Raw genomic sequence first — 16494 nt, forward strand, 5'->3', positions numbered from 1 at the left:
GGTGGGACATATCCGCAAAGGGCTCCGCGCCCTGGGCGGAGCCCCCGGAGGAGAGGCCACGCATGCCATCGACCGCCTGCATTCCCTCGGTCCCGGCGCCCGGGGACGCCGCCGAACTCCGCGGACGGGCACGCGGCGCACTGCTGGGCCTGGCCGTCGGCGACGCGCTGGGCGCCCCCGCGGAGAACATGAAGCCCTCCGAGATCCGCGCCCGCTGGGGCCGTATCACCGGCTTCGTCACCGAGAACCCCTCCGGCACGGACGACACGGAGTACGCGATCTTCTCGGGCCTCCTCCTCGCCCGCCACGGCTCGGCCCTCACCCCGGCCCATGTGGAGTCGGCCTGGCACCAGTGGATCGCGGACCGTGCGGAGGGCCCCTTCCGGGGCGCGGGCTTCAGCGAGCGCGGCACCCTGGAGAACCTCCGCCGGGGCCTCGCGGCGCCCATCTCGGCCCAGCACCGGCACGCCTGGAGCGACGGTCTCGCCATGCGGGCGGCCCCCTTCGGCGTCTTCGCGGCGGGCCGCCCGGCCGAGGCCGCCCGTCTGGTGGCGATCGACGGCTCGGTGAGCCACGAGGGCGAGGGCATCTACGGCGGCCAGGCGGTGGCGGCGGGTGTTGCGGCGGCCATGGCGGGAGCACCGACGATCGCCGTGGTGGCCTCCGCCCTGGCGGTGGTCCCGGACGACTCCTGGACGGCCCGCTCGCTGCGCCGGGCCGTGGCGGTGGCCCACCGCGGCGAACGCGCGGTCCGCTCCGCCGTCGTCATCGGCGGCTACCCCTGGACCGACCTGGCCCCCGAGGCGGTCGCCCTGGCCTTCGGGGCGTACGCGGCGGCGGACGGCGACTTCGTCCAGGCGGTCCTCACGGCCGTGAACATGGGCCGGGACGCGGACACGACGGCGGCGGTCGCGGGAGCCCTGGCGGGCGCGACGCAGGGCGAGTCGTCGATCCCGACGGAGTGGGCGGCGGCGATCGGACCGGCCCGCGGGAGCTGCCTGCCGTCGATGGCCGGGCACCACGTGCTGGATGTGGCGGAGCTGCTGGTGCCGGGGGAGGGCGGGAAGTGGGGGGCGGGGGGAGCCGTATCGGGCGAGGCCGTGGTCCCAGGCGAAGGAGTACGACGATGACGCCGCCCACCCCCTTGGACGAGGGAACCCCGATCGCGGCACCCCCCGAGCCGGCCGCCACTCCCCTGACACACCCGACCGACCCCCTGTCCACGGACACCGGGCACCCCGCACCAACACCACCCGCACCCGCCGACGGCGAGAACGCCCCGCTGGGACCACCCGCACCCGACGGCGAAAGTCGCACGGGCGCCGCGGGTGGGAGACAACCGGCCGACGGCGAAGCCGAGGCCGGACAACGCATCGCCGGCCTCCTGCTCGGACTCGCCGCAGGCGACGCCGCAGGCTGGCCGGCAGCCCGCCACAGAGCCGCCCGCATGCCCGAGTGGACACGAAGACTCACCCGCGAACTCGACACCTTCGCCGAACACAACGCCACCACCACCCTCCCCCTCCCCCTCGCCCTGAACCAACCCCCGGAGCCCCTCCGCCTGGGCCCCTCCGACGACGCGGAATGGGCAGCCTTCGCAGCCGAGGCACTCCTGCGCGCCGGCGACGACACCGTCCTCGGCGACCTCAGCCGAGAGCGCCGCACCCGGGCCGCGATCGACCTGACCTGGAACGCCGTGGCCAGCGAAGTGGCCGCCGCAGCCGACCGCGCCCCCGAGGTCGAGTCGGCGATCCTCCCCCTGCGCGCCCGCATCTCCGTCCGCGCCGGCCTCGGCAACCTCGCCACCGGCCTGCGACCACCCGCGACCGGCCACGACAACCCGCACTACTTCGACGACGCCGCCTGCGTCAGGGCCTGCGTCCTCGCCGTGGCCCACCCCGGCGACCCCCGCCGGGCGGCCGACCTCGCCGAGTTCGACGCCCGCTACACCCAGGACGGCGACGGCGTACACGGCGCGAGGGCGATGGCGGCGGCCCTCGCCCTGGCTCTGACCGGCGCGACGACCGAGGCCTGCGTCACCGCCGCACTCGCCGAACTCCCCGAGGAGACGGAGATCGGCCGCAACGCCCGCCACGCACTGAAGCTGGCGCGGGCCGCCGACAGCGCCTTCGCCCTGATCCCCCTCCTCGAACACCAAATCGTCGACCACGTCTACAGCTACGGCGTCGCCGCGGCCGAAACGGTCCCGGTGGCCCTGGCCCTCACGGTCGCGGCGGACGGCCGTATCGCCGAGGTGGTCCCCGCCGCCGCCTGTCTGTCCCGGGTCGCGGACTCGGCACCGGCCCTGGCCGGCGCGCTCACGGGCGCGCTGGGCGGCGGCGCGTCGATCCCGGCGAGCTGGCGCGACGCGTGCCGCACCCTCTCCGGCTGTGTACTCCCCCGGCTCACCGGCACTGACCTGGTGGAACTCGCCGAACTCCTGGAAGCCACGCAACCGGCCCGACCAGGAGGATGATTCGGGGCATGACGCCCAAAGCAGAAGAAAGCAGTGGTCCACGTCTCGATGAGCGGATCACCGGCGCCCTGGTCGGCGCGGCGGTCGGCGACGCCCTCGGCGGCCCGGTGGAGGGCTACTCCCCCGATCAGATCCTTCAGCGCCACGGCGGCCGCGTCCACGGCATCGTCGGCCCCTGGAACGGCGACGCCTGGCGCACGGCCCGCCCCATCGCGCCGTATCACAAGGGCGACGGGCACGTCACCGACGACACGTTGATGACGCATGCGCTGATCCGCGTCTACGGGACGGTCCGCGACCACCTCGACGCGTACGCGATCGCCGACCACCTGGTCCCGGACCTGATGACGAACCCGCGCTGGATCCCGGAACTGGAGTCGGAGGCCCTCCCCCTGCACCGCATCTTCCTGGCGGAGAAGTGGCTGGTGACACGCCTCCACTACGGCCACGTGGACCCGCGCGAGGCGGGCGTCGGCAACATCGTCAACTGCGGTGCCGCGATGTACGTGGCCCCGGTCGGCCTGGTCAACGCGGCCGATCCGAGGGCGGCGTACGCCGAGGCGCTGGACATCGCGGGCGCCCACCAGTCGTCGTACGGCCGTGAGGCGGCGGGCGTCTTCGCGGCGGCGGTGGCAGCGGCGTGCACGCCGGGGGCGACACCGGACTCGGTCGTCACGGCCTGTCTCTCCCTGGCCAAGGACGGCACGCGGACGGCGATCGAGAAGGTCTGCGAAGCGGCAAGCCCCCACAGCGACTTCGAGTCGGCCCTGGCGCCGCTCCGGGAGGCGGTCACCCCGTACGACACGGTCGGCCCCGACTACCGGCAGCCTTCCCTCGGCGCCCGTCGCCCCTCCCGCCTGCACGCCATCGAGGAACTCCCCATCGCCCTGGGCATGTTGCTGGTCGCGAACGGTGACTACCGCCAGGCGGTCCTGGGCTCCGTGAACTACGGCCGCGACTGCGACTCCATCGCGACGATGGCCGGCGCCCTGTGCGGTGCCCTGGGCTCACCGCCCCCTCAGGACTGGTCGAAGACGGTCGCCGAGGCCAGCCGACTCGACCTCTGGGAACCGGCGCGCACGCTGACCGAGGTGACGAGAGAGATCCACGTCCGTGACGTCCGCCGACGCCGTGCCCACGAGGCGGCCCTCACCGCACTGGAGGGCCGAGCATGCTCCGACTGACCTGGGTCCAGCCGGAGGACCTGCTCGGCCACGAACTGCGCCAGGCGGCCCTGGACGGCAGGGAGCCGTCGAGGATCGCGGCGAGGTGGACGGCGGCGGGCGGCGGACAGGCCCCACTGCGGGCGGGCTCGTCCGCGGAGCCCGCGTCGAGATATCTGCGGACCCTGGCAAAGGACCTGCTGGACGAACTGGCGGACCTGCCCAGCAGGTTGAAGGACGACGAGCCGACGGATCTGGACAAGATCAAGTCCCGGTGCCCGGACTGGCCGAACGGTCCCGGCACGTCCGCGGCACCGCCCCCTCCCACCCGCTACGAGGCCGCCTGGCTCGGCCGAGCCGTCGGCTGCCTCCTGGGCAAGCCCGTGGAGAAGCTCCCCCTCGAAGCCATCCGCCAACTGGCCGGATCCACCGGCAACTGGCCCCTGAGCACCTACTTCACCGCTCGCGGCGTCCCCGAGGACCTCCTCGCCACCCATCCCTGGAACCGCCGCTCGGCGACCACCTCCCTCGCCGAGAACATCGACGGCATGCCCGAGGACGACGACCTCAACTACCCCCTGCTCAACCTTCTCCTGCTCCAACGCCACGGCAAAACCTTCACCACCACCGATGTGGCCCGCCTCTGGCTCGACGAACTCCCGCCCGGCCGCACGTTCACGGCCGAGCGCATCGCCCACCGCAACCTCCTCCTCGGCATCGAACCCCCGCACACGGCCCGGCACCGCAACCCCTTCCGCGAATGGATCGGCGCCCTCATCCGCGCGGACGTCCACGGCTGGACCAACCCCGGCGACCCGACCGCCGCAGCGGAACAGGCCCACCGCGACGCCACCCTCACCCACACCGCCAACGGCGTCTACGCGGCGATGTTCACGGCCGCGGTCATCGCACAGGCAGCGACGGCGACCGGCGCCCAGGACATCCACGCCTGTCTGCGCACCGGTCTCAGGGTGATCCCCCCGGGCTCCCGCCTGGCGGCGGCGATCCGCCACGCCGTCCGACTCGCCCGGACCCACGAGGACTTCGGCACGGTCGTCGACGAACTTCACGCCGCCCACGCGGACACCCACCACTGGGTCCACGCCATCCCCAACACCGCCCTGATCACCGCCGCCCTCACCCACGCGGACGGCGACTTCACCGGCTCCATCTGCCGTGCCGTGTCCGGAGGTTGGGACACCGACTCCAACGGCGCGACCGCAGGCAGCATCGCCGCCCTCCTCGCCGGCACCCCCACCGCCCTCCCCGACCGCTGGACGGCCCCCCTCAAGAACCGCCTCGCCACCTCCGTCGCCGACTTCAACGGCACCGGCTTCGACACGCTCGCCCGGCTGACGCACGAGCTGACCCACCGACTCACCCCCTTGGAGGCCACTCACCCATGACCGACATCGTCGTGCTCGGCAGCACGAACATGGACCTCGTCACGTACGTCGAGAAGGCCCCGCAGCGCGGCGAGACCGTGACGGGCCGGGAGTTCCGTACGATCCCCGGCGGCAAGGGCGCCAACCAGGCGATCGCGGCGGCCCGCGCGGGCGGCAACGTCCTGATGATCGGCGCCGTCGGCAACGACGCCTACGGCACCCACCTGCGCTCCACCCTCGAACACTCCGGCGTGGACACCGACGACCTCCGCACGGCCGAGGGCCCGTCCGGCACCGCGCACATCGTCGTGGACGACGAGGGCGGCAACGCGATCGTCGTGATCCCCGGCGCGAACGGCACGCTGGACCACCTCGGCCCCGGCGACGAGGGCGTCATCGCCTCCGCCGACACGCTGCTGCTGCAGCTGGAGATCCCGCTGGCCGCGGTCCTCGCCGGCGCACAGGCGGCCCGACGGCACGGCGTCCGGACGATCCTCACCCCGGCCCCCGCCCAGCCGCTGCCCCGCGAACTCCTGGCCGTCATCGACCTGTTGGTCCCCAACGAGCACGAGGCCACCACCCTCACCGGCCGCACCGACCCCCGCGAGGCGGCCACCGCGCTGCTCGACCAGGTGCCCGAGGTGGTCGTCACCCTGGGCGCGTCCGGCAGCCTGTACGCCACCCGCGGCGCGGACCCCCTGACCGTCCCCGCCCCGAAAGTCCCCGCTGTCGACTCCACCGGCGCCGGCGACACCTTCGTGGGCGCCCTCGCGGTGGCCGTCGGCGAAGGGCGTCCGATGCGGGAGGCGCTGAGATGGGCGGCCGAGGCAGCCGCGCTGTCGGTCCAGCGGGAGGGTGCCTCGGTGTCGATGCCGTACCGCCCCGAGATCGAGGAACGGTACGCGTCATGACCGAGACATCGCGGGCAACCCGGGTGTCGGAAGCAGCCGAGGCGCCCCTGTCCGGCCTCCGCGTCCTCGACCTGGCCACCCTCTTCGCCGGCCCCCTCGCCGCCACGATGCTGGGCGACTTCGGCGCCGAGGTCGTCAAGGTCGAACACCCCGAGAAGCCCGACCCCTCCCGCGGCCACGGCCCGTCGAAGGACGGCGTCGGCCTGTGGTGGAAGGTCCTCGGCCGCAACAAGCGCACGATCACCCTCAACCTCTCCAAGCCCGGCGGCCGCGCCACCCTCCTGCGCCTGGTCGCCACCGCGGACGTCGTCATCGAGAACTTCCGCCCCGGCACCCTGGAGAAGTGGGACCTCGGCTGGCCTGAGCTCTCCGCCGCCAACCCCCGCCTGGTCCTCGCCCGCATCACCGGCTTCGGCCAGTTCGGCCCCTACGCCCACCGCCCCGGCTTCGGCACCCTCGCCGAGGCGATGAGCGGCTTCGCCGCGCTCACCGGCGAACCGGACGCGCCCCCGACGCTCCCGCCCTTCGGCCTGGCCGACTCGATCGCGGGCCTCGCGACCGCGTACGCCGTGATGACGGCCCTGGCCGCGCGCGAGCGCACCGGCGAGGGCCAGGTCGTCGACATGGCCCTCATCGAACCGATGCTGCTGGCGCTCGGCCCGCAGGCGACCTGGTACGACCAGCTCGGCTACGTCCAGGAACGCACCGGCAACCGCTCCGCCAACAACGCCCCGCGCAACACGTACCGCACCGCGGACGGCACCTGGGTCGCCGTCTCCACCTCGGCCCAGTCGATCGCCGAGCGCGTGATGCACCTGGTGGGACGCCCCGAACTGATCGACGAGCCGTGGTTCGCGACGGGCGCCGACCGGGCCCGCCACGCCGACGTCCTCGACAAGGCGGTCGGCGACTGGATCGCCCGCCACACCCGCGCCGACGTCCTCGCGGCCTTCGAGAAGGCGGAAGCGGCGGTCGCCCCGATCCAGGACGTACGGGACGTGATGACCGACCCCCAGTACGCGGCCCTCGACACCATCACCACCGTCGCCGACCCCGAACTGGGCCCGCTCCGCATGCAGAACGTCCTCTTCCGTCTCTCCGCCACTCCCGGCACGATCCGCTGGGCAGGCCGCCCGCACGGCGCGGACACGGACGAGATCCTCACCGACCTGGGCCTGACCTCGTCCGAGCTGGCGGCCCTGCGCGAGGAGGGCGCCCTGTGACGCCCTACCCCCTGACCTGGCTGTACGCCCCCGGCGACCGCCCCCATGTGGTGGCCAAGGCCCTGACGTCCGGCGCCGACATCGTCATCGTCGACCTGGAGGACGCGGTGGCTCCGGACCGCAAGGACTACGCCCGGTCGGCCACCGCAGACCTGCTCGCCGAACCGGAGCACCCCGTCCCCGTCCATGTCCGTGTGAACGCCCTGGACACCCCGGCGGCCGCCAAGGACCTGGAGGCACTGGCCACGCGCCCCGGCCTGTCCGGCATCCGCCTGCCCAAGGTGCGGTCCCCCGACCAGATCGTCCACCTCGCGGAGACCACACCGCCCAGCGCGGGGGGCGCCCCGCCGCTGCACGCGCTGCTGGAGTCGGCCCTGGGCATCGAGCGCGCGTACGCGATCGCCTCCGCCCATCCGTCCCTGCGCGGGATCGCCCTCGGCGAGTCGGATCTGCGGGCCGACCTGGGCATCCGGGGTGACGCGGGCCTCGACTGGTCCCGCTCCCGGGTCATCGTCGCGGCCAGGGCCGCGGGCCTGGCCCCACCGCCCCAGTCGGTCCACCCCGACATCCGCGACCTGGACGGCCTGGCGGCAACCTGCGCGCACGGCCGTGCCCTGGGCTTCCTGGGCCGTACGGCCATCCACCCGCGCCAGCTCCCGGTGATCGAACGCGCCTACCTCCCCACGGAGGAGGAACTGGAACAGGCGGAGACGATCATCAAGGCGGCGGCGACGAACCGGGGCGCCCAGGCCCTCCCGGACGGAAGCTTCATCGACGCGGCGGTGGTCGCGACGGCACAGCGCACGCTGTCCCTGGCCCGCCGCACCTGAACACGCGAAGAGGGCGCCCGGATGAACCTGGGCGCCCTCTTCGACGTACTACCGACCGTCAGCTCTTCTTGGCCGACTCGGCCTCGTCGCCGGCTTCCTTCTTGCTCTCCGCGTCGGACGCATCGGAGTCGTCCGAGTCGTCGGACGCCTCCGAGACTTCCTCGGAGCGCTCCGAGACTTCCGCATCGGCCTTCTCGCCATCGGCCTCGTCACCGCCCTCGACCGCACCGTCGGCGTCGGCGGCACCCGGCTCCACGATCTCTTCCCGGCCGGGCCGCTTCTTCGCGGACACCACGAAGTACGTCACCGCCAGCAGGAACACGATCAGCGCGGTCCAGACATTCAGCCGCAGGCCCAGGATGTGGTGGGCGTCGTCGACCCGCATGTACTCGATCCACGCGCGCCCCGCGCAGTACGCGGCGACGTACAGCGCGAACGCCCGACCGTGGCCCAGCTTGAAGCGGCGGTCGGCCCAGATCACCAGCAGCGCGACGCCGATGCACCACAGCGACTCGTACAGGAACGTCGGGTGGTAGGTGCCCGGCACCCGCCCGTCCGTCGAGGACGTGATCTCCAGCGCCCACGGGAGGTCGGTCGGCCGCCCGTACAGCTCCTGGTTGAACCAGTTGCCCCAGCGGCCGATCGCCTGGGCGAAGGCGATGCCGGGGGCGACGGCGTCGGCGTACGCCGGCAGCGGGATGCCACGGCGGCGGCAGCCGATCCACGCGCCCAGCGCACCGAAGGCGATGGCGCCCCAGATACCGAGGCCGCCCTCCCAGATCTTGAAGGCGTCCACCCAGTCACGGCCCTCGCTGAAGTACAGCTGGTAGTCCGTGATCACGTGGTAGAGGCGCCCGCCGACCAGGCCGAACGGCACGGCCCAGACCGCGATGTCGGCCACCGTGCCGGATCGCCCGCCCCGGGCGATCCAGCGTTTGTTGCCGAGCCAGACGGCTACGAAGACACCGATGATGATGCAGAACGCGTAGCCGCGCAGCGGAATGGGACCGAGGTGGATCACCCCGCGCGACGGGCTGGGAATGTAGGCAAGTTCCATGGCAAGGTCGACGCTACCCTGCCGGGCGGCAGCGATGTCAGGCAGCCCGGCTACGGGTCCATAACAGGCAGTGCCCGCAAGCGGCCCTGCCCATCGGGGGTCACCCCTTGGCGGCCTCCTCCACCATCTGCTTCAGCTTGGCCGGGGTCATCGTCTGGTCCTGGTAGATGTTCTTGCCGTTCAGCAGCACCGTCGGTGTGCCGCTGAAGCCGCCCTTCTTGAATGCCTCGTTGGACTTGTCGACCCAGCTGTTGTGGGTGCCGTCCTCGACGCACTTGCGGAAGGCGGGCGTGTCCAGGCCCTTCACCTTGCCCGCGAGCTCCAGGAGCTTGCTGTTCTCGGCGAAGGCGTCGTCGGGCTCGGGGGGCTGGTTCTGGAACAGCACGTCGTGGTACGGCGTGAATTTCCCGGCGTCCTGGGCGCAGGCCGCGGCGTTGGCGGCATTGCGCGAGCCGGTGCCGCCCATGTTGCCGTCGATGATCGTCGCCAGGTGGTAGTCGACCCTGAGCTGGCCGGCGTCCGTCAGCTCATGGATCGTCGACCGGTACGCGTCCTCGAAGGACTTGCAGGCCGGGCAGCGGAAGTCCTCCCAGACCGTGAGCGTCGACTTGGCGCTCTCCTCGCCGACCGGGATCGCGAGGCCGTCCTTGCCCTGCGCCCCCGAGGGCCCCACGACCGGGCCCGCCGACTCGCTGCTGTCGTCCTTGCCGGCGTTCGCCGCGACGACTCCGATCACCGCCGCGAGTCCGAGGACGCAGACGACGCTCGCGCCCACGATCAGCGCGCGGCGCCGCTTGTCTGCGGCCTTCTGCTTCTCACGCTCGACCGCCAGCCGCTCCCGGGCGGTCCGCTTTCCGTCACGATTCTTTTCGCTCACACCCGCAGAACGAACCGGGGAGGCGCTGCGCGCCTCCCCGGCCTCAGGTCCACCCGTTCGAGCGACTCGTACGGAAGACCCTTCGTCTGAAGATGTATTCCGCTGCCGCGAACCCTGCCTACGCCTGCCCGCGCACGCCCTTCGCCAGCTCACCGGCGAGCGCCCGCACGGCCTCGACACCGGCCGCGTCGTCCGGCGCGTCCAGCATCCGCTTGACGAAGGCCGAGCCGACGATCACGCCGTCGGCGAAACCGGCGACCTCGGCGGCCTGCCTGGCGTCGGAGACACCGAGCCCGACGCAGACGGACAGGTCGGTGCCGGTGGCCCGGGTCCGCTCGACCAGGTCCTGGGCCTGAGCGCCGACGGACTCGCGAGTGCCGGTGACGCCCATCAGCGAGGCGGCGTAGACGAAGCCGCTGCCCGCCGCGGTGATCTGCGCGAGCCGCTCGTCCTTGCTGCTGGGCGCCACGACGAAGACCGTCGCGAGCCCGTGCTTCTCGGCGTGCTCCCGCCACAGGGCGGACTCCTGCACGGGCAGGTCGGGCAGGATGCAGCCCGCCCCGCCCGCTTCCGCCAGTTCGGCGGTGAAGCGCTCGACGCCGTAGCGGTCGATGGGGTTCCAGTACGTCATGACGAGGATCGGCTTCCCGGTGGCCTCGTGCGCCTCGCGGACGGTGCGCATGACGTCCGCGATCTTGACCCCGCCCTTGAGGGCGATGTCGTCGGCGGTCTGGATGACGGGGCCGTCGAGGACCGGGTCGCTGTGCGGCAGACCGACCTCGACGACGTCGGCGCCCCCGTCGAGTGCGGCCTTGATCGCTTCGATACCGCCGTCCACGGTGGGGAACCCGGCCGGGAGGTAGGCGATGAGCGCGGAGCGGCCCTCCGCCCTGGCGGCGCGCAGGGTGTCCGTCAACAGCTGGATGTTTCCGCTCACTTGGCGTCCCCCTGGATCTCGGCGGCGCCGCCGTTGGCGTCGGCGGCGACCTCGGCGTCGGTGTCGTAGAGGCCGAAGTAACGGGCGGCCGTGTCCATGTCCTTGTCACCGCGCCCGGACAGGTTGACGACGATCAGCCCGTCCTTGCCCAGCTCCCGGCCGACTTCGAGGGCCCCGGCGAGCGCGTGGGCGCTCTCGATGGCCGGGATGATGCCCTCGGTCTGCGACAGCAGGCGCAGTGCCTGCATGGCGGCGTCGTCGGTGACCGCGCGGTACTCGCCGCGGCCGCTGTCCTTGAGGTAGGAGTGCTCGGGGCCGATGCCCGGGTAGTCCAGGCCGGCCGAGATCGAGTACGGCTCGGTGATTTGACCCTCGTCGTCCTGCAGGACGTACGAGCGGGAGCCGTGCAGGATGCCGGGCTCGCCCGCGGTGAGGGTGGCCGCATGCTCGCCGCTCTCCACACCGTGGCCCGCCGGTTCGCAGCCGATCAGGCGTACGTCCGTGTCGGGGATGAAGGCGTGGAAGAGGCCGATGGCGTTGGAGCCGCCGCCGACGCAGGCGACGGCGGCGTCGGGGAGACGGCCGGCGCGCTCCAGGACCTGGCGGCGGGCCTCGACGCCGATGACGCGGTGGAAGTCGCGGACCATCGCCGGGAAGGGGTGCGGGCCGGCGACCGTGCCGAAGAGGTAGTGCGTGTGGTCGACGTTGGCGACCCAGTCGCGGAACGCCTCGTTGATGGCGTCCTTGAGGGTGCGGCTGCCGGACTTCACGGCGATGACCTCGGCGCCGAGCATGCGCATCCGGGCCACGTTGAGGGCCTGGCGCTGGGTGTCGATCTCACCCATGTAGATGGTGCAGTCGAGGCCGAACAGTGCGCAGGCCGTCGCCGTCGCAACGCCGTGCTGGCCGGCGCCGGTCTCGGCGATCACGCGGGTCTTGCCCATGCGCCTGGTGAGCAGGGCCTGGCCGAGCACGTTGTTGATCTTGTGGGAGCCGGTGTGGTTGAGGTCTTCCCGCTTCAGGAAGATCCGTGCGTGACCGGCGTGACCGGCGAACCTGGGCACCTCGGTGAGCGAGCTCGGCCGGCCGGTGTAGTTGACCAGGAGGTCGTCGAGCTCTCTGGCGAACTCGGGGTCGTGCTTGGCCTTGTCGTACTCGACGGCCACCTCGTCGACGGCGGCGACGAGGGCCTCCGGGATGAACTTGCCGCCGAAGGCGCCGAAGTAGCCTTCGGGGGTGGGGACTTGACCCTCCGGGTCGGGGATGAAGAAGTCGCTGGGCATGCGTGTACCTCACGGTGAGTGCGTGGAAAAGACACTGATCGCCGTGGGGGCGGGGTTTGTCCGTTGACTGCGGGCTCGATGTGGCTTGTCGCGCAGTTCCCCGCGCCCCTATAGGGCGCGCTGCCATCGACGGCCGTTTACCTGCCCAGGTTCGTCCCCGATGACGTATCGGACCCGACGGCCATGCACTCGTCGCGCGGGCGCACGGCAGCCACGGGGGCGGCAGCCGCGCGCGAGGCGGGCGTACCTGTCCGTGGTTGTCGTCGTGAGCGTCATCGGGGCAAGCCTAGCGAAAGATCAGCTGCGGCCGTGCCGCAGCGCCGGGTGCTCGCCCGCCGCGACCAGGTCGGAGACCGCGGACTTCGGGTCCTTCCCCGTCACCAGAGACTCGCCGACCAGGACCGCGTCGGCGCCGGCGTTGGCGTAGGCGATGAGGTCGTGGGGGCCGCGGACGCCCGATTCGGCGATCTTGACGAGGTTGTCCGGGATCTCGGGCGCGATGCGCTCGAACGTCCCGCGGTCGACCTCCAGGGTCTTCAGATTCCGCGCGTTGACGCCGATGATCTTCGCGCCCGCGTCCACGGCACGCTCGACCTCGTCCTCGTCGTGCACCTCGACCAGCGGGGTCAGGCCGATGGACACCGCGCGCTCGATCAGCGACTCCAGCGCCGACTGGTCGAGGGCCGCGACGATCAGCAGGGCGAGGTCGGCGCCGTAGGCCCGGGCCTCCCAGAGCTGGTACGACGTGACGATGAAGTCCTTGCGCAGGACCGGGATGTCCACGCGCGCGCGGACCGCCTCCAGGTCGGCCAGCGAGCCGCCGAAGCGGCGCTGTTCCGTCAGTACGGAGATGACGGCCGCGCCGCCAGCCTCGTAGTCCGCGGCGAGTCCGGCCGGGTCGGCGATCGCGGCCAGCGCGCCCTTGGAGGGGCTGGAGCGCTTGACCTCGCAGATGACCTTGACGCCGTCGCCCTTGAGCGCGGCGACCCCGTCCTTGGCCGCGGGCGCCTTCGCCGCGCGCTCCTTGAGCTCGTCGAGGCTGACGCGCGCCTGCCGCTCCGCGAGGTCGGCACGGACTCCGTCGATGATCTCGTCGAGCACACTCACGCGAGCGGCCCCCTTCCAGACGGTTGACTGAGAAAGCGGTACGAAACCTATGGTCACTGCGATGGTATCCGCAGGAGGGCGTAGGCCTCGCATCCGGTTGACGCCGGTCCCACTACCTGGACGTTCTCCGGTTGATCAAGGATGTAGCCAGCCACCGAACGGCAGGTTCCGGACAACCGTGAAGACCAGCAGCAACGCGCCCGCGGCCCACAGCTGCACCGGCCCCAGATCGATCCTGAACGGCCGCCCGCGCGCCGCACGGACCACCCAGACGGTCCACACCACGGCGAAGAGCCCGTAGCCGATGACGGCAAGCGCGTTGTCCTGGAGCGCCGCCAGGAAGTCCCCGTGTGCGACGGCGTGCGCACTGCGCAGTCCGCCGCAGCCGGGGCAGTAGATGCCGGTGAGCTGCAACAGCGGGCAGGCGGGGTAGTGGCCGGGCTCGTTCGGGTCGACGGCACCGACGTACGCGAAGGCGCCGACGACGGCCGCGAGGATCCCCGCCGGGACGGCCAGCCGTCCGAGCACACTCCCCGCGCCGGGCCGCGTCACCCTCTGGCTGTTGGCGTTCACACCATGCATTGTGCCCGCACACGCGTGAGGGGCGCCCACCGCGCCCTGTTCGGCGCCGGGTCGCCCCTCAGCGAAGTCGTACGCGTGTCAGCTCTCGACGCTCGCCGGCTCGCGCTGCTGCTCGATGAGCGCCTCGTGCGCGTCCTTGGGCTGGCCGAGGCCCATGCCGCGCATGATCCAGCCGACGACGCCGCCGAGGACCACGACACCCAGGCCGGCCCAGAAGCCCGCGGGCTGAGCCAACACCATGAAGGCGCCCGAGACGCAGAAACCGATGAAGGCGATCGTGACACCGGTCCAGGCGGCCGGGGTGTGACCGTGGCTGCTGCCCGCCATTGCTTGCTCCTCGTTGCTGTGTACGTGTCGTACGTGGTTGAGCCGGTCGCTCGCAGTCATTGTCCCGCACGCGTGCGCGTGCGGTGATCGGGGGTCACGGCGCGCCCGGACGGGTCTCAGGCTCCGGTCGGGTCCTCGCCCCGGTCGAGGGCCTTCCACAGCTCCTCGGGCCGGTCGGGGTCGGTGGCCGGGGCCTTCCTGCCGCGCGGCCGGGGTGCGCCGGAACGCTCGTAACGGCCGGACATGCCGGGCCACAGCCGGCCGTAGCGCAGGGCCAGCAGTCCGGCGAGCAGGATCAGGGCGCCGCCGACGGCCGCGACGTACGGCCAGGCGGTGTGGGTGAGCGCCTGGACGGTGGCCGAGGTGTCGCCGGAGGCCTGGGCGGCCTTCTCGTCCAGCGCGGAGCTGTCGGAGGCGCCGATCAGGGCCGCGGCGACGGTGCCGGCGCCGGAGAGCGCGAGCAGTCCGGCGACCATGAAGCGGCCGGCCCGGCGGACGGCGAAGACGGCGACGAGCGCGGCGAGCCCCACTATGGCCAGGGCCGCGGGGACGCCCGTGACGTCGCTGCCCTTGGCGGTCAGGGGGAAGGCGCCGCCGGGCACCATCGCAGTGCCCTCCGACCAGCGCTGCCGGGTGGAGAGCAGCGCCACGGCCGCGCCGAGCGCACCGCACAGCAGGGCGACGGCGAGGCTCATACGGCCGGCCCGGGCGGAAGCCGGGGCATCGGAACGGGGAGAAGGAACAGCAGTCACGTACTCCACTATCACCCGAACCCCGAACGATCAGACACCCGGGGTTCAGGTGATGGCCGCCACCCGTGTCCACGGACGGCGGCTGCGAGGGGTCACTTGAGCCGGTTGGCGGTGTGCACGGCCCGCAGGACGGCGGCCGCCTTGTTGCGGCACTCGGTGTCCTCGGAGACGGGGTCGGAGTCGGCGACGATGCCCGCGCCCGCCTGGACGTACGCGGTGCCCTCCCGCAGCAGGGCCGTACGGATCGCGATGGCGGTGTCGGAGTCGCCCGCGAAGTCGAGGTAGCCGACGCAGCCGCCGTACAGCCCCCTGCGGGACGGCTCGAGTTCGTCGATGATCTGCATCGCGCGGGGCTTGGGGGCGCCGGAGAGGGTTCCGGCCGGGAAGCAGGCCGTCAGGACGTCGAAGGCGGTGCGGCCCGGCGCGACGCGGCCCGTCACCGTCGAGACGATGTGCATCACGTGGGAGTAGCGCTCGATGGACATGAAGTCGACGACCTCGACCGAACCCGGCTCGCAGACCCGCCCCAGGTCGTTGCGGCCCAGGTCGACCAGCATGAGGTGCTCGGCGCGCTCCTTGGGGTCGGCGAGCAGTTCGTCGGCGAGGGCCTGGTCCTCCTGCGGGGTCGCCCCGCGCCACCGGGTGCCGGCGATGGGGTGGACCATGGCCTGCCCGTCCTCGACCTTCACCAGGGCCTCGGGGGACGAGCCGACGACGTCGAAGCCGTCGAAGCGGAAGAGGTACATGTACGGCGACGGGTTGGTCGCCCTGAGGACCCGGTAGACGTCCAACGCGCTTGCCGTGCAGGGCGTTTCGAAGCGCTGGGAGGGGACCACCTGGAAGGCCTCGCCGGCCCGGATGCGCTCCTTGATGTCCTCGACGGCCTCCTGGAAGTCCTCGCCGCCCCACAGTGCGGTGTACTCGGGGAGCTCCGAGGGCGGCAGCACCGCCGGGGGCTGGGCGACCGCGCGCGAGAGGTCGGCCTGCATGGCGTCGAGGCGGGCGATCGCGTCCGCGTAGGCCTCGTCGACGCCCGTGTCGAGGTCGTTGTGGTTGATCGCGTTGGCGATCAGCAGGACGGAGCCCTCCCAGTGGTCCATGACGGCGAGGTCGCTGGTGAGCAGCATGGTCAGCTCGGGCAGCTTGAGGTCGTCGCGCTCGCCGGGGCCGATCTTCTCCAGGCGGCGCACGATGTCGTAGCCGAGGTAGCCGACCATGCCGCCGGTGAAGGGCGGCAGGTTCAGGTCGTGGGCGAGGTCGCGCGGGGTGTGCAGGGCCTCGATGGTGGCGCGCAGGGCGGCGAGCGGGTCGCCCTCGACGGGGACGCCGACGGGCGCGGCGCCGAGCCAGTGGGCCTGTCCGTCGCGCGTGGTGAGCGTGGCCGCGGAGCGGACGCCCACGAACGAGTAGCGGGACCAGGACCGGCCGTTCTCCGCGGACTCCAGCAGGAAGGTGCCGGGGCGCTCGGCGGCGAGCTTGCGGTAGAGCGCGACCGGGGTGTCGCCGTCGGCGAGGAGCTTGCGGGTGACCGGAATGACGCGGCGGTCGGTGGCCAGCTTGCGGAAGGTCTCGAGGTCCATGGCG

General features: G+C 72.5%; 17 protein-coding genes. 7 read left to right on the forward strand and 10 right to left on the reverse strand.

From position 1 onward, the window contains the following. Window positions 1–62: 62 nt before the first annotated feature. From ACZ7M7_RS01600 to ACZ7M7_RS01630, 7 genes are read left to right on the forward strand one after another with little or no spacing between them, the layout of a single operon-like run. Window positions 63–1130: an ADP-ribosylglycohydrolase family protein gene (locus tag ACZ7M7_RS01600; RefSeq protein WP_451169297.1), complete on the forward strand. Its 1068-nt coding sequence runs from the start codon at window positions 63–65 to the stop codon at window positions 1128–1130. Then, window positions 1127–2476 carry an ADP-ribosylglycohydrolase family protein gene (locus ACZ7M7_RS01605; protein WP_472111743.1) on the forward strand — a complete coding sequence of 450 codons (1350 nt, stop codon included), beginning with the start codon at window positions 1127–1129 and terminating at the stop codon, window positions 2474–2476. Before ACZ7M7_RS01600 ends, ACZ7M7_RS01605 begins: the two co-directional genes overlap by 4 nt. A gap of 8 nt (window positions 2477–2484) precedes the next feature. Continuing rightward, window positions 2485–3660 (forward strand): ADP-ribosylglycohydrolase family protein, encoded by a 1176-nt coding sequence (locus ACZ7M7_RS01610; RefSeq protein WP_472111746.1) that lies wholly within the window; start codon window positions 2485–2487, stop codon window positions 3658–3660. Continuing rightward, on the forward strand, window positions 3648–5045 hold the full coding sequence (locus ACZ7M7_RS01615) for an ADP-ribosylglycohydrolase family protein (RefSeq protein ID WP_472111749.1): 1398 nt from the start codon (window positions 3648–3650) through the stop codon (window positions 5043–5045). The genes ACZ7M7_RS01610 and ACZ7M7_RS01615 overlap by 13 nt, the downstream gene beginning before the upstream one ends. Further along, a complete protein-coding gene (gene rbsK, locus ACZ7M7_RS01620) occupies window positions 5042–5935 on the forward strand; it encodes a ribokinase (protein WP_472111752.1) in 894 nt (297 codons plus the stop codon). The genes ACZ7M7_RS01615 and rbsK overlap by 4 nt, the downstream gene beginning before the upstream one ends. Further along, the gene (locus tag ACZ7M7_RS01625) at window positions 5932–7158 is read left to right on the forward strand and encodes a CaiB/BaiF CoA transferase family protein (RefSeq protein WP_427841518.1); all 1227 of its coding nucleotides are present in this window, start codon (window positions 5932–5934) and stop codon (window positions 7156–7158) included. The genes rbsK and ACZ7M7_RS01625 overlap by 4 nt, the downstream gene beginning before the upstream one ends. Then, window positions 7155–7988 carry an HpcH/HpaI aldolase/citrate lyase family protein gene (locus ACZ7M7_RS01630; RefSeq protein WP_451169307.1) on the forward strand — a complete coding sequence of 278 codons (834 nt, stop codon included), beginning with the start codon at window positions 7155–7157 and terminating at the stop codon, window positions 7986–7988. Before ACZ7M7_RS01625 ends, ACZ7M7_RS01630 begins: the two co-directional genes overlap by 4 nt. A gap of 58 nt (window positions 7989–8046) precedes the next feature. On the opposite strand, the gene lgt is transcribed toward ACZ7M7_RS01630, so the two are convergent. The 10 genes from lgt to ACZ7M7_RS01680 form a co-directional block, all read right to left on the reverse strand. After that, a complete protein-coding gene (gene lgt / locus ACZ7M7_RS01635) occupies window positions 8047–9045 on the reverse strand; it encodes a prolipoprotein diacylglyceryl transferase (RefSeq protein ID WP_472111757.1) in 999 nt (332 codons plus the stop codon). 100 nt (window positions 9046–9145) lie between these two features. Continuing rightward, entirely contained in the window at window positions 9146–9922 is a 777-nt protein-coding gene (locus tag ACZ7M7_RS01640) for a DsbA family protein (protein WP_383596738.1), read from the reverse strand. Window positions 9923–10040: 118 nt separating this feature from the next. Beyond that, a complete protein-coding gene (gene trpA / locus ACZ7M7_RS01645) occupies window positions 10041–10859 on the reverse strand; it encodes a tryptophan synthase subunit alpha (RefSeq protein WP_383596736.1) in 819 nt (272 codons plus the stop codon). Beyond that, window positions 10856–12142, reverse strand: coding sequence for a tryptophan synthase subunit beta (gene trpB, locus ACZ7M7_RS01650; RefSeq protein WP_383596734.1), 1287 nt, complete (start codon window positions 12140–12142; stop codon window positions 10856–10858). Before trpB ends, trpA begins: the two co-directional genes overlap by 4 nt. Before the next feature lie 108 nt (window positions 12143–12250). Then, the gene (gene trpM / locus ACZ7M7_RS01655) at window positions 12251–12418 is read right to left on the reverse strand and encodes a tryptophan biosynthesis modulator TrpM (protein WP_164932276.1); all 168 of its coding nucleotides are present in this window, start codon (window positions 12416–12418) and stop codon (window positions 12251–12253) included. A 21-nt stretch (window positions 12419–12439) separates the two neighbouring features. After that, window positions 12440–13249: an indole-3-glycerol phosphate synthase TrpC gene (trpC, locus tag ACZ7M7_RS01660; RefSeq protein WP_383596731.1), complete on the reverse strand. Its 810-nt coding sequence runs from the start codon at window positions 13247–13249 to the stop codon at window positions 12440–12442. A 135-nt stretch (window positions 13250–13384) separates the two neighbouring features. After that, the gene (locus ACZ7M7_RS01665) at window positions 13385–13831 is read right to left on the reverse strand and encodes a DUF2752 domain-containing protein (protein WP_383623824.1); all 447 of its coding nucleotides are present in this window, start codon (window positions 13829–13831) and stop codon (window positions 13385–13387) included. Window positions 13832–13909: 78 nt separating this feature from the next. Continuing rightward, window positions 13910–14158, reverse strand: coding sequence for an HGxxPAAW family protein (locus ACZ7M7_RS01670; protein ID WP_328428399.1), 249 nt, complete (start codon window positions 14156–14158; stop codon window positions 13910–13912). 116 nt (window positions 14159–14274) lie between these two features. After that, complete coding sequence (locus tag ACZ7M7_RS01675) at window positions 14275–14919, reverse strand: TIGR02234 family membrane protein (RefSeq protein WP_472111763.1); 645 nt, start codon at window positions 14917–14919, stop codon at window positions 14275–14277. An 83-nt stretch (window positions 14920–15002) separates the two neighbouring features. Continuing rightward, window positions 15003–16490: an anthranilate synthase component I gene (locus ACZ7M7_RS01680; RefSeq protein ID WP_472111766.1), complete on the reverse strand. Its 1488-nt coding sequence runs from the start codon at window positions 16488–16490 to the stop codon at window positions 15003–15005. Between the last annotated feature and the right edge of the window lie 4 nt (window positions 16491–16494).

The organism is Streptomyces sp. NPDC111606 (assembly GCF_055656945.1).